We start from the raw sequence: 15,285 nt of genomic DNA, 5'->3' as shown, positions 1-15,285 counted from the left end.
ATGCGCCGCGAGAGGACCGCAGCCGGGAACTGTCACCGATTGCTCATATTCCCCTTCCTCCCCTTCCGCACCGGCCGGGGCGGCACCGGCCCGGATAATGGGCCTCGGTTGTCCGTACGCCTTCAAGGACCGCACGACCCGGAGGTCGCCGTGAGCACGCACGAGGTCTTCAACCAGCCCCCTCCCCTGACCGGCTTCACCACCGCCGACGACCCCGCGCTGCTGGAGGCCCTGCGCAGGGACGGCGGCGCCTGGGGCGAGGAGGCGGTCCGCGCCCTCGGCGCCCGGGCGGGCTCGGAGGAGGTGCGGGAGTGGGCGCGCCAGGCCGAGGCGTACCCGCCGGTGCTGCGCACCCACGACCGCTACGGCCACCGCGTCGACGAGGTCGACCACCACCCCGCCTGGCACCGCCTGATGACCGCCGCCGTGGAGAGCGGCCAGCACGCCGCGCCCTGGGTCCAGGCGCGCCCCGGCGCCCACCTGGTGCGCGCGGCCAAGTTCTACGTGTGGGCCCAGGCCGAGGCGGGCCACGGCTGTCCGGTCTCGATGACCAACGCGGCCGTCCCGGCGCTGCGCGCCGAGCCGGAGCTGGCGGCCGCCTACGAGCCGCTGCTGGCCTCCCCCGTCTACGACTACGGCCCGCGGCCGCCGCTGGGCAAGCGCGGGCTGATCGCGGGCATGTCGATGACCGAGAAGCAGGGCGGCTCGGACGTCCGCGCCAACACCACCACGGCCGTCCCGGCCGGCGAGGGCACCTATGTGATCACCGGGCACAAGTGGTTCACCTCGGCGCCGATGAGCGACGTGTTCCTGGTGCTGGCCCGCACCGAGGAGGGCCCGACCTGCTTCCTGATGCCGCGCGTCCTGCCGGACGGCTCGCGCAACGCGATGCGGCTCATGCGCCTCAAGGACAAGCTGGGCAACCGCTCCAACGCCTCGGCGGAGGTCGAGTACGAGCGGGCCGTGGCCTGGCGGGTGGGCGAGCCGGGGCGCGGCGTGCGCACGATCGTCGAGATGGTCAACATGACCCGGCTGGACTGCGTGATCGGCGCGGCCGCCGGGATGCGGGCCGGGCTGCGGGAGGCGCTGCACCACGCGGAGCACCGCCGGGCCTTCGGCGCCGAGCTGGTCGACCAGCCGCTGATGCGCAACGTCCTGGCGGACCTGGCCGTCGAGTCGGAGGCCGCGACCGTGCTGGCGATGCGGCTGGCGGCCGCGCTGGACCGGGCGGAGGCCGGGGACGCCGCGGAGGGGGCGCTGCGCCGGCTGGCGCTGGCGGCCGGCAAGTACTGGGTGTGCAAGCGCGGCAGCGCGCACGCGGCGGAGGCGCTGGAGTGCCTGGGCGGCAACGGCTACGTGGAGGAGTCGGGCATGCCGCGGCTGTACCGGGAGGCGCCGCTGCTGTCGATCTGGGAGGGCTCCGGCAACGTGGCGGCCCTCGACGTGCTGCGGGCGCTGGCGCGGGAGCCGGCCGCGCTGGACGCCTACGAGGCGGAGGTCGCACTGGCCGCGGGGGCGGACGCCCGGCTGGACGCGGCGGCGGCCGGGCTGCGGGAGCTGCTGGGCTCGCTCGGGGACGCCCGGCGGGACCAGGTGGTGGCCCGCCGGCTCGCCGAGCGGCTGACGCTCGTCCTCCAGGGGGCGCTGCTCGTCCGGCACGCGCCCCCGGCGGTGGCCGACGCGTTCTGCGCGTCGCGGCTGGGCGGGGACTGGGGGCAGGCGTTCGGCACGCTGCCCGCCGGTACGGACCTGGGGGCGGTCCTGGAGCGGGCCCGGGCGAAGGACGCCGGGTAGCCCGTGCGGGGCGCCCTCGAACACCTCACCCCATCGGGGGAATTCATGCGGCCATCGGGGTGAGCGGGCGGCGGGGGATGCAGGATCCGGACGCACCCCGCCGCACTCGCTCCCCGGAGACGCCCATGTCGGACTGGCTGGTCCTGGTCCTCACGATCGCCGTGACGACGGCCGTCGTGCTCTCCGTCGCACTCCTCAAGGAGCGCGGACGCAGCGTGGACCGGGACCGGTCGGGGATCCCCGACGTGATCGAGTACATGACGATGATGATCGGCGTGGTCTACGCCATCGTGCTGGGCCTGGCGATCGCCGGGGTCTGGGAGGCGCGCAACGCCGCGCAGGCCACCGTCCAGGCCGAGGCCCAGGCGCTGCACGAAGTCGCCGAGCGGGTGCAGGTGTTCGCGCCGCCCGTCCGGGACCGGGTCCGCCAGGACGTGGACGCGTACGTGCGGTACGTGGTGCACGAGGAGTGGCCCGGGATGCTCGACACCGGGGAGGTCACCGGGCGGGGCGCCGCCCTGCTCGACCGGGTGCGGGCCGACGTCACGGCGTACCGGCCGCGCGACGACCACGAGAGCCAGTCCTACCAGCCGCTGCTGGACCAGGTCGGGGCGGCGGACGCGGCGCGCAACGCCCGGGCGCTGAGCGCGGGCGACACCATGCCGGGGGTGGTGTGGTTCGGGCTGATCGGCGGAGCGCTGGTCGCGGTCGGCCTGATCTTCACCCTGCAGATCCGGCGGACCTCGCGGGAGCTGCTCCTCGCCGGCGTCTACACCGCGCTGATCGCCTTCCTGCTCTTCCTCATCTGGGACTTCAACTCCCCCTTCGGACGCGCCCCTTCGGACACCACGGACGCGTTCACGTCCCTGTTCGCCATCTGACGGGCAGGTGCACCAGGCCGTTCTGGAAGTTGGAGGTGAGCCGGACGGCCTCGCCGGCGCGCTCCAGGCCGGGCAGCAGGTCGAGGGCCGCCCGCAGCAGGGCGCGCAGCTGGACGCGCGCGAGGTGGGCGCCCAGGCAGAAGTGCGGCCCGAAGCCGAAGCTGACGTGGTCGTTGGGGCGGCGGGTGATGTCGAAGCGGTCGGGGTCGGGGAAGACGCGCTCGTCGCGGTTGGCGGAGGCGTGGTGGACGACGACCTTCTCGCCGCGCCGCACGCGCACGCCCGCGAGCTCGGTGTCCCGGGTGGCGGTGCGCCGGAAGTGCAGCACCGGCGGCCAGTACCGCAGCGCCTCCTCGACGGCCGGGGCCATGAGGCCCCGGTGCCCGCGCAGCAGGGCGAGCTGGTCCGGGTGGTCGAGGAGGGTGAGCAGCGCACCGGGGACGGCGTTGCGCAAGGTCTCGTTCCCGGCCACCGCGAAGAGGAAGAACATCGTCTCGAACTCGTCGCCGGTCAGGCCCGCCCGGCGCATCCGGGCCATGACGCTGCCCTCGCGGGGGCGTTCGGCGAGGCCGTGGGCGTAGGCGAACATGTCGGGGAGGGCGGCGCGGGAGCGGGGGTTGAGCGGGGCGCCGTCGGGCCGGGCGAGCGGTCCGGGGCGCAGGACGTGCGCGGCGCGGCCGAGGGGGCTGAGCGCGGCGGGGTCGACGGCGTCGGCGTGCGCGCGCCGGGGGTCCTGGTAGCCGATGACCCGGTCCGCCCAGTCCGCCAGCAGCCCGCGGTCCTCCTCGGGGACGCCCAGGAGGTGGGCGAGGGTCCGTACGGGCAGGTCGGCGGCGAGCGGTACGAAGTCGGCCCGCCCGCGGGGGGCGACGGCGGCGACCAGGGAGCGGGCCCGCGCCTCGATGACGTCCTCCAGCTCGCGGACGGCGCGCGGGGTGAACGCGGCGGCGACGATGCGGCGCAGCCGCGCGTGGGCGGGCGGGTCCTGGTTGAGCATCATCGCCCGGACGAACTCCAGGTCCTCGGGGCTGTCGGGGTCGCGCAGCTGGGTGGCGCCCAGGTGGGAGGAGAAGACGTCGGGGGTGCGCAGCACGTGCTTGACGTCGGCGTGCCGGAAGACGGCCCAATAGCCGGGCCCGGCGGGCCAGTCGCCGACCGGTGGTTCGGGAACGCGGCACACCGGGGCGCGCTCGCGCAGCTCGCGGTAGAGGTCGTGGGGCACGCCCCGGGCATGGGCCGCGGGGTCGAACACGGCGGTGACCTGGCGGGAGTTCACCAGCGGACCGTACGCCGGGCCGGGCCCGCCGCGTCAAGGCCCCGTCAAGGGGCGGCCGTCGGGGGTGACGGCGAGTGGTGCCGTCCGTTTGGGGGTACAGCCCAAGGGGGCTTACCGACAGGAGGGCACCCGGAGTGAGCGACGAGAGCATTGCTTACGGCGAGGGCTCCACCCGGACGGTCAATGTCGACGAGGCCGAGGCCCTGGTGCGGGGCATCTGCTTCAAGACGGGACCGCCCCGGCGGCTCGGGGTCGAACTGGAGTGGCTCGTCCACGACCTGAACGACCCGACCCGGCCCGTCGAACCGGCCCGGCTGGCCTCGGCCGCCGGCCGGCTGCGGAAACTTCCGCTGCGTTCACCGGTCACCGTCGAGCCCGGCGGACAGATCGAGTTCAGCTCGCGGCCCGCCGGCTCCCTCACCGCCTGCGTGGAGGAGGTGGCCGCCGATCTCGCCCTCGCACGCGCGGAGTTGCGGGACATCGGGCTCTTCCTCTCCGGCTACGGCAAGGAGCCGTGGACCCATCCCGGCCGCGTGGTCGTCACCCGCCGGTACGACGCGATGGAGGTCTTCTACAACTCCTGGAACGAGGCCGGGAGCACCATCATGTGCCGCACGGCCTCCGTCCAGGTCTGCCTCGACGCCGGGCACGAGGAGCCCGGTCCGCTCGGCTTCGGCCGCCGGTGGCGGCTGGCACACCTGCTGGGCGCGGTGCTCAACGCCGCGTTCGCCAACTCGCCCCTGCACAGGGGGCGTCCGACCGGCTGGCGCTCCACGCGCCAGGCCACGTACGCGCGCATGGACCCCGGCCGCACCCTCGCCCCCGCCGAGGACCTGGAGCCGCGCGCCGCGTGGACGGAGTACGCGCTGGACGCGGAGGTGATGTTCGTCCGGCGCGAGGAAGGCCCGTGGGAGCCCCGGCGGGGGCTGCCGCTGCGGGAGTGGCTGCGCACCGGCGAGCCGCGGCCGGCCACGGTGGGCGACGTGCTCTACCACCTGACCACGCTGTTCCCGCCGATCCGGCCGCGCGGCCACCTGGAGCTGCGCATGATCGACGCGCAGCCCGGCGACGACGGCTGGATGGTGCCGCTGGCGGTGACGGTGGCGCTGTTCGACGACCCGACGGCGGCGGAGACCGCGTACCGCACGGTCAAGGCGCTGGCGGACACGACGGGCGGCGAGCCGACGCCGCGCAACGCGCTGTGGCGCCGGGCGGCGCGGTACGGGCTGGCGGATCCCGAGCTGCACGCGGCGGCCGTCGCGTGCTTCGCGGCGGCCCGGGAGGCCCTGCCCCGGCTGGGGGCCTCGCCGCGGATCCTGGCGGCGGTGGACGGGTTCACCGCGCGCTACGTGGCGCGGGGCCGCTGTCCCGCCGACGACCTGCTGGACCTCGTCGCCGAGCGGCCCGTGGGCTCGGGGGTCCGCTCGTGACCGGCTGGGCGGAGGAGTACGGCACGGATCCCGGCGCGCTGCGACGGCGCGCCGCGGAGGCCCTGCTCGCGGCCCGTGAGCGCACCGCGGCGCTCACGGGCTGTGTGCCGGACGCGGAACTGACCGCCCAGCACTCGCCGTTGATGTCGCCGCTGGTGTGGGACCTGGCGCACATCGGCAACCAGGAGGAGCTGTGGCTGTGGCGCGCGGTGGGCGGCCGGGCCGCGCTGCGGCCCGAACTCGACACGCTGTACGACGCGTTCGAGCATCCGCGCGCCGCGCGCCGCGCGCTGCCGCTGCTGCCGCCCGAGCAGGCGCGCGGCTACGTGGCGGACGTGCGGGGGCGGGTGCTGGACGTACTGGAGAGCGCCCCGGTGGAGGGCGGCGGGCCGCTGCTGGCGGCGAGCTTCGCCTTCGGGATGGTCGCCCAGCACGAACAGCAGCACGACGAGACGATGCTGATCACCCATCAGCTGCGGACGGGCCCGGTGGCGCTGACCGCCCCCGACCCGCCGCCCGCCCCGCCGGACGCCGCCGCCCTGCCGCGCGAAGTGCTGGTCGAGGGCGGCCCGTTCACCATGGGCACCAGCACCGAGCCGTGGGCGCTGGACAACGAGCGGCCCGCCCACGTGCGCGACGTCCCCGCCTTCTTCCTCGACACCCTGCCGGTGAGCAACCGCGCCTACCGGCACTTCGTGGAGGACGGCGGCTACGACGAGCCGCGCTGGTGGCACCCGGCGGGCTGGGAGCAGGTGCGCCGCCACGGCCTGACCGCGCCGCTGTTCTGGCGGCGGGAGGGCACGCAGTGGGTGCGGCGCCGCTTCGGCGTCGTGGAGCCCGTGCCGCCCGACGAGCCGGTCCTGCACGTGAGCTGGTACGAGGCGGCCGCGTACGCCGCCTGGGCGGGGCGGCGGCTGCCGACGGAGGCCGAGTGGGAGAAGGCCGCCCGGCACGACCCCGCCTCCGGCCGCTCCCGGCGCCACCCGTGGGGCGACGAGGACCCCGCTCCGCACCACGCCAACCTCGGCCAGCGGCACCTGCGTCCGGCGCCCGTCGGCTCGTACCCGCGCGGCGCCTCGCCGCTGGGCGTACGGCAGCTGGCCGGTGACGTGTGGGAGTGGACGGCGAGCGACTTCCTGCCGTACCCCGGCTTCCGCGCCTTCCCCTACCGCGAGTACTCCGAGGTGTTCTTCGGCACCTCCTACAAGGTGCTGCGCGGCGGCTCGTTCGGGGTGGACCCGGTCGCCTGCCGGGGCACCTTCCGCAACTGGGACCTGCCGGTGCGCCGGCAGATCTTCGCCGGCTTCCGCACGGCCCGCGACGCGGAGCCGCGCTGATGTGCCGGCACCTGGCCGTGCTGGGCCCCTGCGCCCCGCTCGGCGCGTCCGTCGCCGACCCGCCGTACGCGCTGGTGCGCCAGTCCTGGGCGCCGCGCCGGCAGCGGCACGGCACGGTCAACGCGGACGGCTTCGGCATCGGCTGGTACGCGGACGGCGACCCGCGGCCCGCGCGCTACCGCCGGGCCGGGCCGGTGTGGGCCGACCCGTCCTTCGCCGACCTGGTCCGCGTGGTGCGCAGCCGGGCGCTGCTGGCGGCGGTGCGCGACGCGACCGGGCCGAGCGGCGACGGGGAGGCCGCGGCGGCGCCGTTCACGGCGGACCGCTGGCTGTTCAGCCACAACGGCGCCCTGACCGGCTGGCCGGAGTCGGCGGAGCCGCTCGCTCCGCTGGTGCCGCCGGGGGCGCTGCTGCGGCTGGAGGCGCGCTGCGACGCGGCGTTCGTGTGGGCGCTGGTGGCGCACCGGCTGCTGGCCGGTGCCGCGCCCGAACGGGCCCTGGCCGGGGCCGTGGTCGCCCTGGCGGAGGCCGCGCCCGGTTCCCGGCTGAACCTGCTGCTGACGGACGGCGCGTCGGTGACCGCCACCGCGTGGGGGGACACCCTCTGGTACCTCACCGGTCCCGGTGAACGCGTCGTCGTGGCGTCCGAGCCGTACGACGACGATCCGCGCTGGGCCGAGGTGCCCGACCGCACCCTCCTCTCCGCCGACCGCACCCGTCTCTCCCTCTCCTCCCTGTAGCCCGCCATCGGCCGTTCGCCCGTGCAAGGAGCCCTCTCCGTGAGCCCGTTCGTCCTCACCCGCACCCTCCCGCCCGACGCGACGGCCGCCGCCCTGCGCGCCGACGTCGCCGAGGGGCTGACCGGTTCGCCCAAGGCGCTCCCGCCGAAGTGGTTCTACGACGCGCGGGGCAGCCGGCTCTTCGACGAGATCACACGGTTGCCCGAGTACTACCCCACCCGTGCCGAGCGCGAGATCCTCCTCGGCGAGGCCGGCTCCGTCGCCCGCGCGACCGGGGCCCGCACCCTCGTCGAACTCGGCTCGGGCTCCGCGGACAAGACCCGCCACCTGATCCGGGCCCTGGACCGACTGGACACCTACGTCCCCGTGGACGTCAGCGAGAGCGCCCTGGCCGGTGCCGCCGCGACGCTGCTCGCCGAGCACCCGCGGCTCACCGTGCACGCCCTGGTCGCCGACTTCCAGGACGGGCTCGTCCTCCCCGACACCCCGGGGCCGCGCCTGGTGGCCTTCCTCGGCGGCACCGTCGGCAACCTGCTGCCCGCCGAGCGCGCCGGTTTCCTCGCCGGGCTGCGGGCCCGGCTCGCCCCGGGGGACGCGCTGCTGCTCGGCACGGACCTGGTCAAGGACGAGCGCGTCCTCGTCACCGCCTACGACGACGCGGCGGGTGTGACGGCCGCGTTCAACAAGAACGTCCTCCTCGTCGTCGACCGCGAACTCGGCGCCGACTTCGACCCCGACGACTTCGACCACGTCGCCCTCTGGGACGCGGAGCAGGAGTGGATCGAGATGCGGCTGCGGGCGCGGCGCGCGGTGACCGTGAAGGTCCGCGCGCTCGACCTGGAGGTGTCCTTCGAGAAGGGCGAGGAGCTCCGCACCGAGATCTCCGCGAAGTTCCGCCGGGAGGGCGTGCGGCGGGAGCTGGCGGCGGCGGGCCTGGAGCTGTCCCGGTGGTGGACGGACGCCGCCGGCCGCTTCGCCCTCTCCCTCTCCCGCCCGCGGGCGCGCGGGTAGCCTTGGAGAGGTGAACGACGAGCAGCGCACCCCCGAGAGCGCCGGTCTGCCCACCGGCTTCGAACGCGGCACCGACGGGCCCAAGGTGATCGTCGTCGGGGTGGACGGCTCGGAGTCGTCCTGGCGCGCCGCCTCCTACGCGGCGGGGCTGGCCCGCCGGCAGCACGCGCTGCTCGCGCTCGTCTACGTCCAGCCGATCCTCGCCGGCACGGCGGCGCTCGGGGCGCCGGTGTCGGACGTGACGGAGGAGGTCGCGGAGGAGCTCCTCGGGGAGATCCGCGCCACGACGGAGCGGCTGCGGGACGTCTACTCGATCCGCTGGGAGTTCCACACGTTCCGCGGCGACCCGTACGCGGGGCTGGTGCGCGCCGCCGACGACTTGAAGGCCGACGCGGTCGTCGTCGGCGCCTCCGAGCGCGCCGGACACCGGCTGGTGGGCTCGGTGGCGGTGCGGCTGGTGAAGGCGGGGCGGTGGCCGGTGACGGTGGTGCCGTAGCGACGGGCGAGGGAGATGCGCCCCGGGGCCTCCGCCCATGGGGGCGCATCTAGAGTGGGGCATCATGCCCGACCTGCTCCATCTCTCCGCCGTCACCCCCACCCACCTGCCCCACGCCGCCCCCACCACCCTCACCCTCTCCCCCGGTGAGTGCCTCGCCCTCACCGGCCCCAACGGTGCCGGCAAGTCCTCCCTGCTCCGCATAGCCACCGGCCGTGAGAGACCGGCCACCGGGGAGGCGCTCTTCGACGGCTCTCCCGTCCACGAGGACGACCCGGCGGCCCGCGCCCGCATCGCCACCGTCATGGACGCGCCCGCCTTCTACCCGGACCTGACGGTCCGTGAGCACCTCATGTTCGTGGCCCTCGCCCACGCCCTCGGCGACGAGGCGCCCGGCACCGTCGAGAGGATCCTGGAGGAGCACCACCTCACCGCCCAGGCGGACGCCCTGCCCTCCACCCTCTCCTCCGGCCAGGGCCAACAGCTCCTGCTCGCCTCGGCGTTCACCCGCCCGCACGACCTCCTCGTCCTCGACGAACCGGAGCAGCGCCTCGACGCGGCGGCCCGCGACGAACTCGCCGGCCGGCTCGACGCGCACAAGAAGCACGGCACCGCGATCCTGATGGCGACCCACGACCACGCCCTCGCCGCCGCCGTCGCGGACCGCGTCCTGGAGGTCGGCGGTGTCTGAGGCCCTCGCCTACCTGGACGACGCCCGCCGCGCGGGCACCCGCAGCCGCCGCCGGTCCGTCGCCACGACGCTCTACGCCCTGGCGCTGACGGCGGCCGTGTGGGTCCCGGGCCTGATGGCCCTGGCCCGGACGCTGCGCACGGACGACGGCGTCCGACTCCCCGTGCTCCGCGACACGTTGTCCGTCACGGTGCCCGCCCTCCTCGCCACCGCGCTCCTCGCCGTCGTCCGCAGCGCCCGCTGGCGCGGCCCCGTCCTCCTCGACGAGCCGGCCGTCCAGTGGGTCCTGCCCAGGCCGCTGGCCCGGCGCCGCGTGCTGCTCCCCCGGTTCGCGACGGCCGCCGGCACCGCGGCCGCCGTCGGCGCGGCGGCCGGCGCGGCCCTGGGCCTGGTGACACACGCCCTCACCGCGCGTCCGTGGCCGGCGCTCACCGCCGCCGGCGCCTGGGCCGGCGCGGCCACCGCGCTGACCGCGACGGCCTGCGGCGCCCTCGTCGAGCGCCACGGCGAGGCCCCGGCCGCAGGCCGGACCGCGGCACGCCTGAGCGGCGCCGCCACCGCCGCGGTCCTCGCCGGGACCGCCCTCGCGGCGACGGCCGTGGCCCGCGGCCGCCCGCTGCCGGGCAGCGCCGGGGCCCTGCTGTGGTCGGGCCCCTGGGGCTGGGCCGCCCAGCCGTTCGTCCGGGCGGCCGGGGGCCCGGCCCCGGCCTGGCCCGTCGCCGCGGCGCTGACGGCGGCGGCCGCGGCGGCCGCGACCACGGCGGCGTGGCGGGCGACCCCCGGCATCCCCACGGCGGCGCTGCGCCGACGGGCCACCACCGCCGCCCGGATGACCGCGTCGCTGTTCAGCCTCGACCTCCGCCGGGCCCGCGCCGCGACCCGCACCACCGCCCGCCGCCCCCTGACCACCCTGCGGCTGCCGATGCCCCGCAGCCGCCACCTGGTCGTCCCGTGGCGCGACGCGACCGCCCTGCTGCGCTCCCCCGGGCGCCCGGCCATGGCCGCCGGCTGGCTGGCGGCGGCCGTGGCGCTCACCGCGACGTCCCCGGCCGGCCGCACCGGACCGGCCGTCCTCGCCGCGGTCCTCGCGCTCGCCGCCGCCTACCTGGCGGCCGCCCAACTGGCCGAGCCCGCCCGCCTGGACAGCGACGACCCGCGCCGCGGCCGCCACCTGCCGTACTCCGGCGCCGCGCTGGCCCTGTGGCACGCGGCCGTGCCGGCCGCCCTGCTGACCGCCGGTCTGGCGGCGGGCGCGGCACTCTGCGGGACGGCGGCGGCGTGGACGCTGGTGGGCTGCGTCCCGGGGCTCGTCGGCGCCGCCCTCGTCAGCGCGCACCGGGGAGCGCTGCCGCCGCGCGCGGCGATCGGCACGGACACCCCCTTCGGCAACACCGCGTCGTTCCAGCTCGTCGGCTGGTACCTGCGCGGCCCGCTGGGCGTGCTCGCCACCACCGCACCCGCCCTGGCCCTCGTCCTCCTCGGCAGGAGCCCCGGCCCGGCCGTCCTCGCCGGCTGGCTCGCCGCGGCGGGCGCCGCCCAGCTGGCCTGGGCCCGGCGCGCGGCGCGCCGCCTCCACCGGGGCGGCTGAGGCGCCCGTCCCCCGAACGCCACGCCGTCCGCGCGGCCCCGCCCCCGCCGGGGCAGGGTGGGGGGACGGGGCCCGGCACGAGGGAGAGGGCATGTCCAACCACACCTACCGTGTGACGGAGATCGTCGGCTCGTCCGCCGAGAGCGTGGACGACGCGATCCGCAACGGGATCGCCCGTGCGTCGCGGACGCTCAGGGAGCTCGACTGGTTCGAAGTCACCCAGGTGCGCGGGCACTTGGAGGACGGCCGGATCGCCCACGTCCAGGTCGGCCTGAAAGTGGGCTTCCGGCTGGAGGACGCGTAGCGATGCTCCGCGGCTCCCGGGCGTTCAGCAGCTTCTCGGTGGACGACGTGCCCGCGGCGCTCCGCTTCTACGGCGGGACGCTGGGCCTGGAGGTGACCGAGGAGCACGGGCTGCTGCACCTGCGCCTGGCCGGCGGCGTGACCGTCCTGCTCTACCCGAAGGCCGACCACACGCCCGCCTCGTTCACCGTCCTCAACTTCCCGGTGCCCGACATCGAGCGGGCGGTGGACGAACTGTCGCGCCGGGGCGTGGAGTTCGAGCGCTACCCGGGCCTGGAGCCGGACGAGAAGGGCGTCTTCCGCGGCGGGGGGCCGCTGATCGCCTGGTTCACGGACCCGGCGGGCAACGTGCTGTCGGTGCTCCAGGAGCGCTGACCGGCAGGAGCGCCGACGGGCCGCGGGCCCGGGGATGACCGATTCCGTCCCCCGGGCGCGCTCCCGTGTCGGATCACGGCGTCGGACGCGCGTCGGGGCGACAGGGCTCCGGTTCCGGGCCATGATCGGCGCGTGATCCGGGGCCGCGGCCCGCCGGAATCGCCCCGAGCAGCAGGCCGAACGGCCCGGTGGAGCGGGTGACCACGGCGGTTTCCACGGAACGGACGCCGTCCAGGAGGCCGACCCGCCACTGGACGTAGTCGTACAGCGCGATGTCGTCGCGGCACACCATGACGGCCAGCAACTGGTGCGGACCGGTCGTCGCCCCGACGAAGGTCGTACCGGGGTCGCCGGCCAGGGCCGCGGCGACGGGGCCGAGACGGGAGGGGGTGACGGACAGCCAGAGCAGGCACTGGGCCGAGTAGCCGAAGAGGCGGGGATCGGTCGCGACGTCGAAGCGGATCGTGCCGGACGCGCGCAGCTCCTCCAGCCGTCGGCGGACGGCGGACTCGGACCAGCCGACGGCGCGGGCCAGTTGGGGGTAGGCGGCCCGCCCGTCGGCCGCCAGTGCCGGCAGCAGCCGCCGGTCCAGGTCGGTGAGGGCCACGGGGGTGCCGTCACCGGCCGTCCGGCGGTGGTGCGTCAGGTTCCGCAACAGCCTCTGCGCGTCCACCCGTACGATGCCCTGACGCCGCGTCAGCCCGGTCAGCGGCGCCGGGGCGCCGTCCATCGTGCGGAAGAGGCACACGATCTCCGTACCGCTCGACACCACGCACACCCAGGGGGTGTCGGGCCGCCGCGCCAGCGCGTCGGCCACCGCGTCGGCGACGTCGGGCAGCACGCGCACCCGCACCAGCCACTCCCCCTGCCCGGTCCGGCTGCTGTCCGGCACGACCGTGATCCGGACGAGCCCAGAGGCGCGCAGCCGGTCGAAACGGCGGGCCACCGTGCGGTCCGAGACGCCGAGGACGTCGGCGATGCGGCGGAACGGGGCACGGCCGTCCAGTTGCAGGGCGTGCAGGATCCGCAGATCGAGCGGGTCCACGGCGAACGGTGGTGGGGTGACCGAATCCACCCCTCCAGGCTAGACCGGTGTCGATTCACGGCGTCGGCCGGGAGTTCGAGGGGCGAATGGTCGATTCCGAGCCATGATCGGCCCATGAACGACGACGACATACGTCTCTCACGTCACACAGGCATCTCCCGCCGCAGCATGCTCAGGGCCGGGGCAGGTGGGGCGGGCGCTCTCCTCGTCCCGGCCCAGGCCGTCCGAAAACGGTCCGTCCCCGCGGACGTTCCGGAGGCCCGGACGGTCGTCGAGACCGCCTCGGGCCGCCTCCGCGGGCGGACGACGGGCCGGGTCACCGCCTTCCGCGGCATCCCCTACGCGACGGCCGAACGCTTCGCCCCGCCCCGGCCCGTGGCTCCCTGGACCGGGGTCCGCGACGCCCTCGAACCGGGCCCGGCGGCCCCCCAGCTCACCTCTCCGCTGGCCCATGTGATGGGCGACTTCACCGTCCCGCAGTCCGAGGACTGCCTCTCGCTCAACGTGTGGGCGCCGCGGGGCAGCCGGCTCCCGGTGCTGGTCTTCCTCCACGGCGGCGGCTTCTCCACGGGCGGTGCGGGGCTGCCCTGGTACGACGGCGCGTCGCTCGCCGACACCGGCGACGTCGTCGTGGTGACGATCGCCTACCGGCTCGGCGTCCTGGGCTTCCTCCGGCTGGCGGGGGTCAGCGACGGGAACCTGGGCCTGCGCGACCAGCACCTCGCGCTGCGCTGGATCCACGACAACATCGCCGCCTTCGGCGGGGATCCGGGGAACGTGACGCTCGCCGGCCAGTCGGCGGGCGGCTACTCGATCCTCACGATGATGGCCGACGCCCGCACCAAGGGCCTCTTCCACCGGGCGATCCTCCAGAGCGTCCCCTCCGGCAAACCGCCCGGCACCCTCGACGAGGCCCGGACCAACAGCCGCCTCCTCCTCGAGGAGCTGGGCCTGGGCCCCTCGGACGGCGCCCGGCTGCGCACCGCCCCGGTCGCGGACCTGCTCCGCGCCCAGGACGCCGTCGCGTTCCGCACGGCCAAGCCGCTCGACGCGATACCGCCCTTCCAGCCCGTCGCCGACGGGGACCTGGTCCAGGACGACCCGGTGCGGGCCGCGGGGGCCCGCACCGACGCCGGCCTGCGGGTCATGCTGGGCAGCACGCGCGACGAGGCCGCCGCTTACGTCGTCGGCGACCCGGCCGTCGACAAGCTCACCCAGGACGACCTCGACAAGCTCGCCGTCCGGTGGTTCGGCGACGCGTCGCCCGCCCAGTCGCACGGGCGGACCGTCACCCAGGTCGCGGTCGACATGTGCACCCGGCAGCTCTTCCGGGACTCCGAGGACCGCCTGGCCGGGCTCCTCGCCGGCCGCGGCTCCGCCCCCTGGCGCTACCGCTTCGACTGGAGCCCGCGGCACAGCCCCTACGGCCCGTGCCACTGCATCGAACTGCCCTTCCTGCTCGGCTCCCCGGGCGCCTGGAAGGACGCGCCCATGCTGGACGGCGAGCAGCCGGCCGCCCTGACGGGGGAAGTCCAGCGCGCCTGGGCGTCGTTCGCCCGGAGCGGCGACCCCGGCTGGGCGGCGGGGACGGCGCACCGCTTCACCTGATCCCCGGGGTGCGTGAGCGGGGCGGGTGCCGCAGGACGCAGTCCCCGCACATGCCGGCGCCCGCCGGCACGCGGTAGTAGAGACAGCAGGTGTCCCGGACGAAGACCGGGCCGCCTGCCGTCACCGTCAGCTCCCCCGTGCCGGTGAGCAGCGGATGCCGGAACAGACCGCGGGCGACGGCGAGCGCCCGCTCCGCGTCCGCCGCCCGCCCGCGCTCCCGGCACCAGCCGTGCAGCACGCGCAGGGCGCCCGCGAGGGCGGACCCCGCGTTGCCCCGCATGAGCCGGGGCGACACGGGGACGACGTCCCGCATCAGCCCCAGCAGCGGGACGAGCCGCCCGTCGAGGACGACGTCGGCGAGCCGCTCGGCGGGGACGGCCGGCACGGGCCCCGGCAGCCACAGGTCGTCGGGCGCCGTGAGCGTCGGCTGCCAGCGCAGCCGCCCGCTCCTCAGATCGGGCACCTCCCCGGTGAGCACGACGGCCCCGAGCCCGATCGACAGCAGCCGCCCCGCGATCCCCTGGAACGCCACCGACGCCGCCACCCGCCGGTCCTCCGTCCCCATCCGCCGCCCCACGGTCTCCACCCGGATCCCGACGGCCTCGCGGCCCGGCGCAAGGTATCCCCCGGCGCCCGCCGGTTCCTCCTCGTCGGTGCGCAGTGCGAAGAACGGTCCGACGGAGGCGAGTTCGTGCGGGCGCATGGGGGCT

General features: G+C 76.3%; 15 protein-coding genes. 12 read left to right on the top strand and 3 right to left on the bottom strand.

What is annotated here, in order from left to right; translation table 11 throughout:
* The first annotated feature begins 150 nt into the window (after positions 1-150).
* Together AC230_RS04035 and AC230_RS04030 are read left to right on the top strand one after the other, a co-directional pair.
* Positions 151-1,794 carry an acyl-CoA dehydrogenase family protein gene (locus tag AC230_RS04035; RefSeq protein WP_049714509.1) on the top strand — a complete coding sequence of 548 codons (1,644 nt, stop codon included), beginning with the start codon at positions 151-153 and terminating at the stop codon, positions 1,792-1,794.
* A 125-nt stretch (positions 1,795-1,919) separates the two neighbouring features.
* Positions 1,920-2,675, top strand: a complete 756-nt coding sequence (locus AC230_RS04030; protein ID WP_049714508.1) for a bestrophin-like domain — start codon at positions 1,920-1,922, stop codon at positions 2,673-2,675.
* On the opposite strand, the gene AC230_RS04025 is transcribed toward AC230_RS04030, so the two are convergent.
* Positions 2,653-3,951 (bottom strand): cytochrome P450, encoded by a 1,299-nt coding sequence (locus AC230_RS04025; protein ID WP_241833063.1) that lies wholly within the window; start codon positions 3,949-3,951, stop codon positions 2,653-2,655. The genes AC230_RS04030 and AC230_RS04025 overlap by 23 nt on opposite strands.
* 134 nt (positions 3,952-4,085) lie before the next feature.
* Here AC230_RS04025 and egtA point away from each other — a divergent pair, with 134 nt between their 5' ends.
* The 9 genes from egtA (at position 4,086) to AC230_RS03980 (ending at position 11,922) form a co-directional block, all read left to right on the top strand.
* Positions 4,086-5,381, top strand: a complete 1,296-nt coding sequence (gene egtA, locus AC230_RS04020) for an ergothioneine biosynthesis glutamate--cysteine ligase EgtA (protein ID WP_049714507.1) — start codon at positions 4,086-4,088, stop codon at positions 5,379-5,381.
* A complete protein-coding gene (gene egtB / locus AC230_RS04015) occupies positions 5,378-6,718 on the top strand; it encodes an ergothioneine biosynthesis protein EgtB (protein ID WP_049714506.1) in 1,341 nt (446 codons plus the stop codon). Before egtA ends, egtB begins: the two co-directional genes overlap by 4 nt.
* On the top strand, positions 6,718-7,458 hold the full coding sequence (gene egtC / locus AC230_RS04010; RefSeq protein WP_049714505.1) for an ergothioneine biosynthesis protein EgtC: 741 nt from the start codon (positions 6,718-6,720) through the stop codon (positions 7,456-7,458). The genes egtB and egtC overlap by 1 nt, the downstream gene beginning before the upstream one ends.
* 39 nt (positions 7,459-7,497) lie before the next feature.
* The gene (egtD, locus tag AC230_RS04005; RefSeq protein ID WP_049714504.1) at positions 7,498-8,469 is read left to right on the top strand and encodes an L-histidine N(alpha)-methyltransferase; all 972 of its coding nucleotides are present in this window, start codon (positions 7,498-7,500) and stop codon (positions 8,467-8,469) included.
* 10 nt (positions 8,470-8,479) lie between these two features.
* Positions 8,480-8,965, top strand: a complete 486-nt coding sequence (locus AC230_RS04000) for a universal stress protein (protein ID WP_198535404.1) — start codon at positions 8,480-8,482, stop codon at positions 8,963-8,965.
* A gap of 64 nt (positions 8,966-9,029) precedes the next feature.
* A complete protein-coding gene (locus AC230_RS03995) occupies positions 9,030-9,656 on the top strand; it encodes an ABC transporter ATP-binding protein (protein ID WP_049714503.1) in 627 nt (208 codons plus the stop codon).
* The gene (locus tag AC230_RS03990) at positions 9,649-11,244 is read left to right on the top strand and encodes a DUF6297 family protein (protein ID WP_049714502.1); all 1,596 of its coding nucleotides are present in this window, start codon (positions 9,649-9,651) and stop codon (positions 11,242-11,244) included. The genes AC230_RS03995 and AC230_RS03990 overlap by 8 nt, the downstream gene beginning before the upstream one ends.
* Positions 11,245-11,335: 91 nt before the next feature.
* Positions 11,336-11,548 (top strand): dodecin, encoded by a 213-nt coding sequence (locus AC230_RS03985; RefSeq protein ID WP_049714501.1) that lies wholly within the window; start codon positions 11,336-11,338, stop codon positions 11,546-11,548.
* A gap of 2 nt (positions 11,549-11,550) precedes the next feature.
* On the top strand, positions 11,551-11,922 hold the full coding sequence (locus AC230_RS03980) for a VOC family protein (protein ID WP_049714500.1): 372 nt from the start codon (positions 11,551-11,553) through the stop codon (positions 11,920-11,922).
* A 73-nt stretch (positions 11,923-11,995) separates the two neighbouring features.
* Here AC230_RS03980 and AC230_RS03975 read toward each other — a convergent pair whose 3' ends face one another.
* A complete protein-coding gene (locus AC230_RS03975; RefSeq protein ID WP_078870935.1) occupies positions 11,996-12,997 on the bottom strand; it encodes an Lrp/AsnC family transcriptional regulator in 1,002 nt (333 codons plus the stop codon).
* 84 nt (positions 12,998-13,081) lie between these two features.
* Here AC230_RS03975 and AC230_RS03970 point away from each other — a divergent pair, with 84 nt between their 5' ends.
* On the top strand, positions 13,082-14,575 hold the full coding sequence (locus AC230_RS03970) for a carboxylesterase/lipase family protein (RefSeq protein ID WP_049714499.1): 1,494 nt from the start codon (positions 13,082-13,084) through the stop codon (positions 14,573-14,575).
* On the opposite strand, the gene AC230_RS03965 is transcribed toward AC230_RS03970, so the two are convergent.
* Entirely contained in the window at positions 14,568-15,278 is a 711-nt protein-coding gene (locus AC230_RS03965; RefSeq protein WP_049714498.1) for a (2Fe-2S)-binding protein, read from the bottom strand. The genes AC230_RS03970 and AC230_RS03965 overlap by 8 nt on opposite strands.
* Positions 15,279-15,285 lie beyond the last annotated feature (7 nt).

The organism is Streptomyces caatingaensis (genome assembly GCF_001187435.1).
Taxonomy (GTDB): domain Bacteria; phylum Actinomycetota; class Actinomycetes; order Streptomycetales; family Streptomycetaceae; genus Streptomyces; species Streptomyces caatingaensis.
Note: the sequence above shows the minus strand (reverse complement) of the source record. Positions and strands in the feature narration are given on the sequence as shown.

Coding starts and splice junctions, on each gene's coding strand:
- AC230_RS04030 (WP_049714508.1), top strand. CDS start 1,920: ATGTCGGACTGGCTGGTCCTGGTCCTCACGATCGCCGTGACGACGGCC.
- egtC (WP_049714505.1), top strand. CDS start 6,718: ATGTGCCGGCACCTGGCCGTGCTGGGCCCCTGCGCCCCGCTCGGCGCG.
- AC230_RS03995 (WP_049714503.1), top strand. CDS start 9,030: ATGCCCGACCTGCTCCATCTCTCCGCCGTCACCCCCACCCACCTGCCC.
- AC230_RS03985 (WP_049714501.1), top strand. CDS start 11,336: ATGTCCAACCACACCTACCGTGTGACGGAGATCGTCGGCTCGTCCGCC.
- AC230_RS03980 (WP_049714500.1), top strand. CDS start 11,551: ATGCTCCGCGGCTCCCGGGCGTTCAGCAGCTTCTCGGTGGACGACGTG.
- AC230_RS03970 (WP_049714499.1), top strand. CDS start 13,082: ATGAACGACGACGACATACGTCTCTCACGTCACACAGGCATCTCCCGC.
- AC230_RS03965 (WP_049714498.1), bottom strand. CDS start 15,278: ATGCGCCCGCACGAACTCGCCTCCGTCGGACCGTTCTTCGCACTGCGC.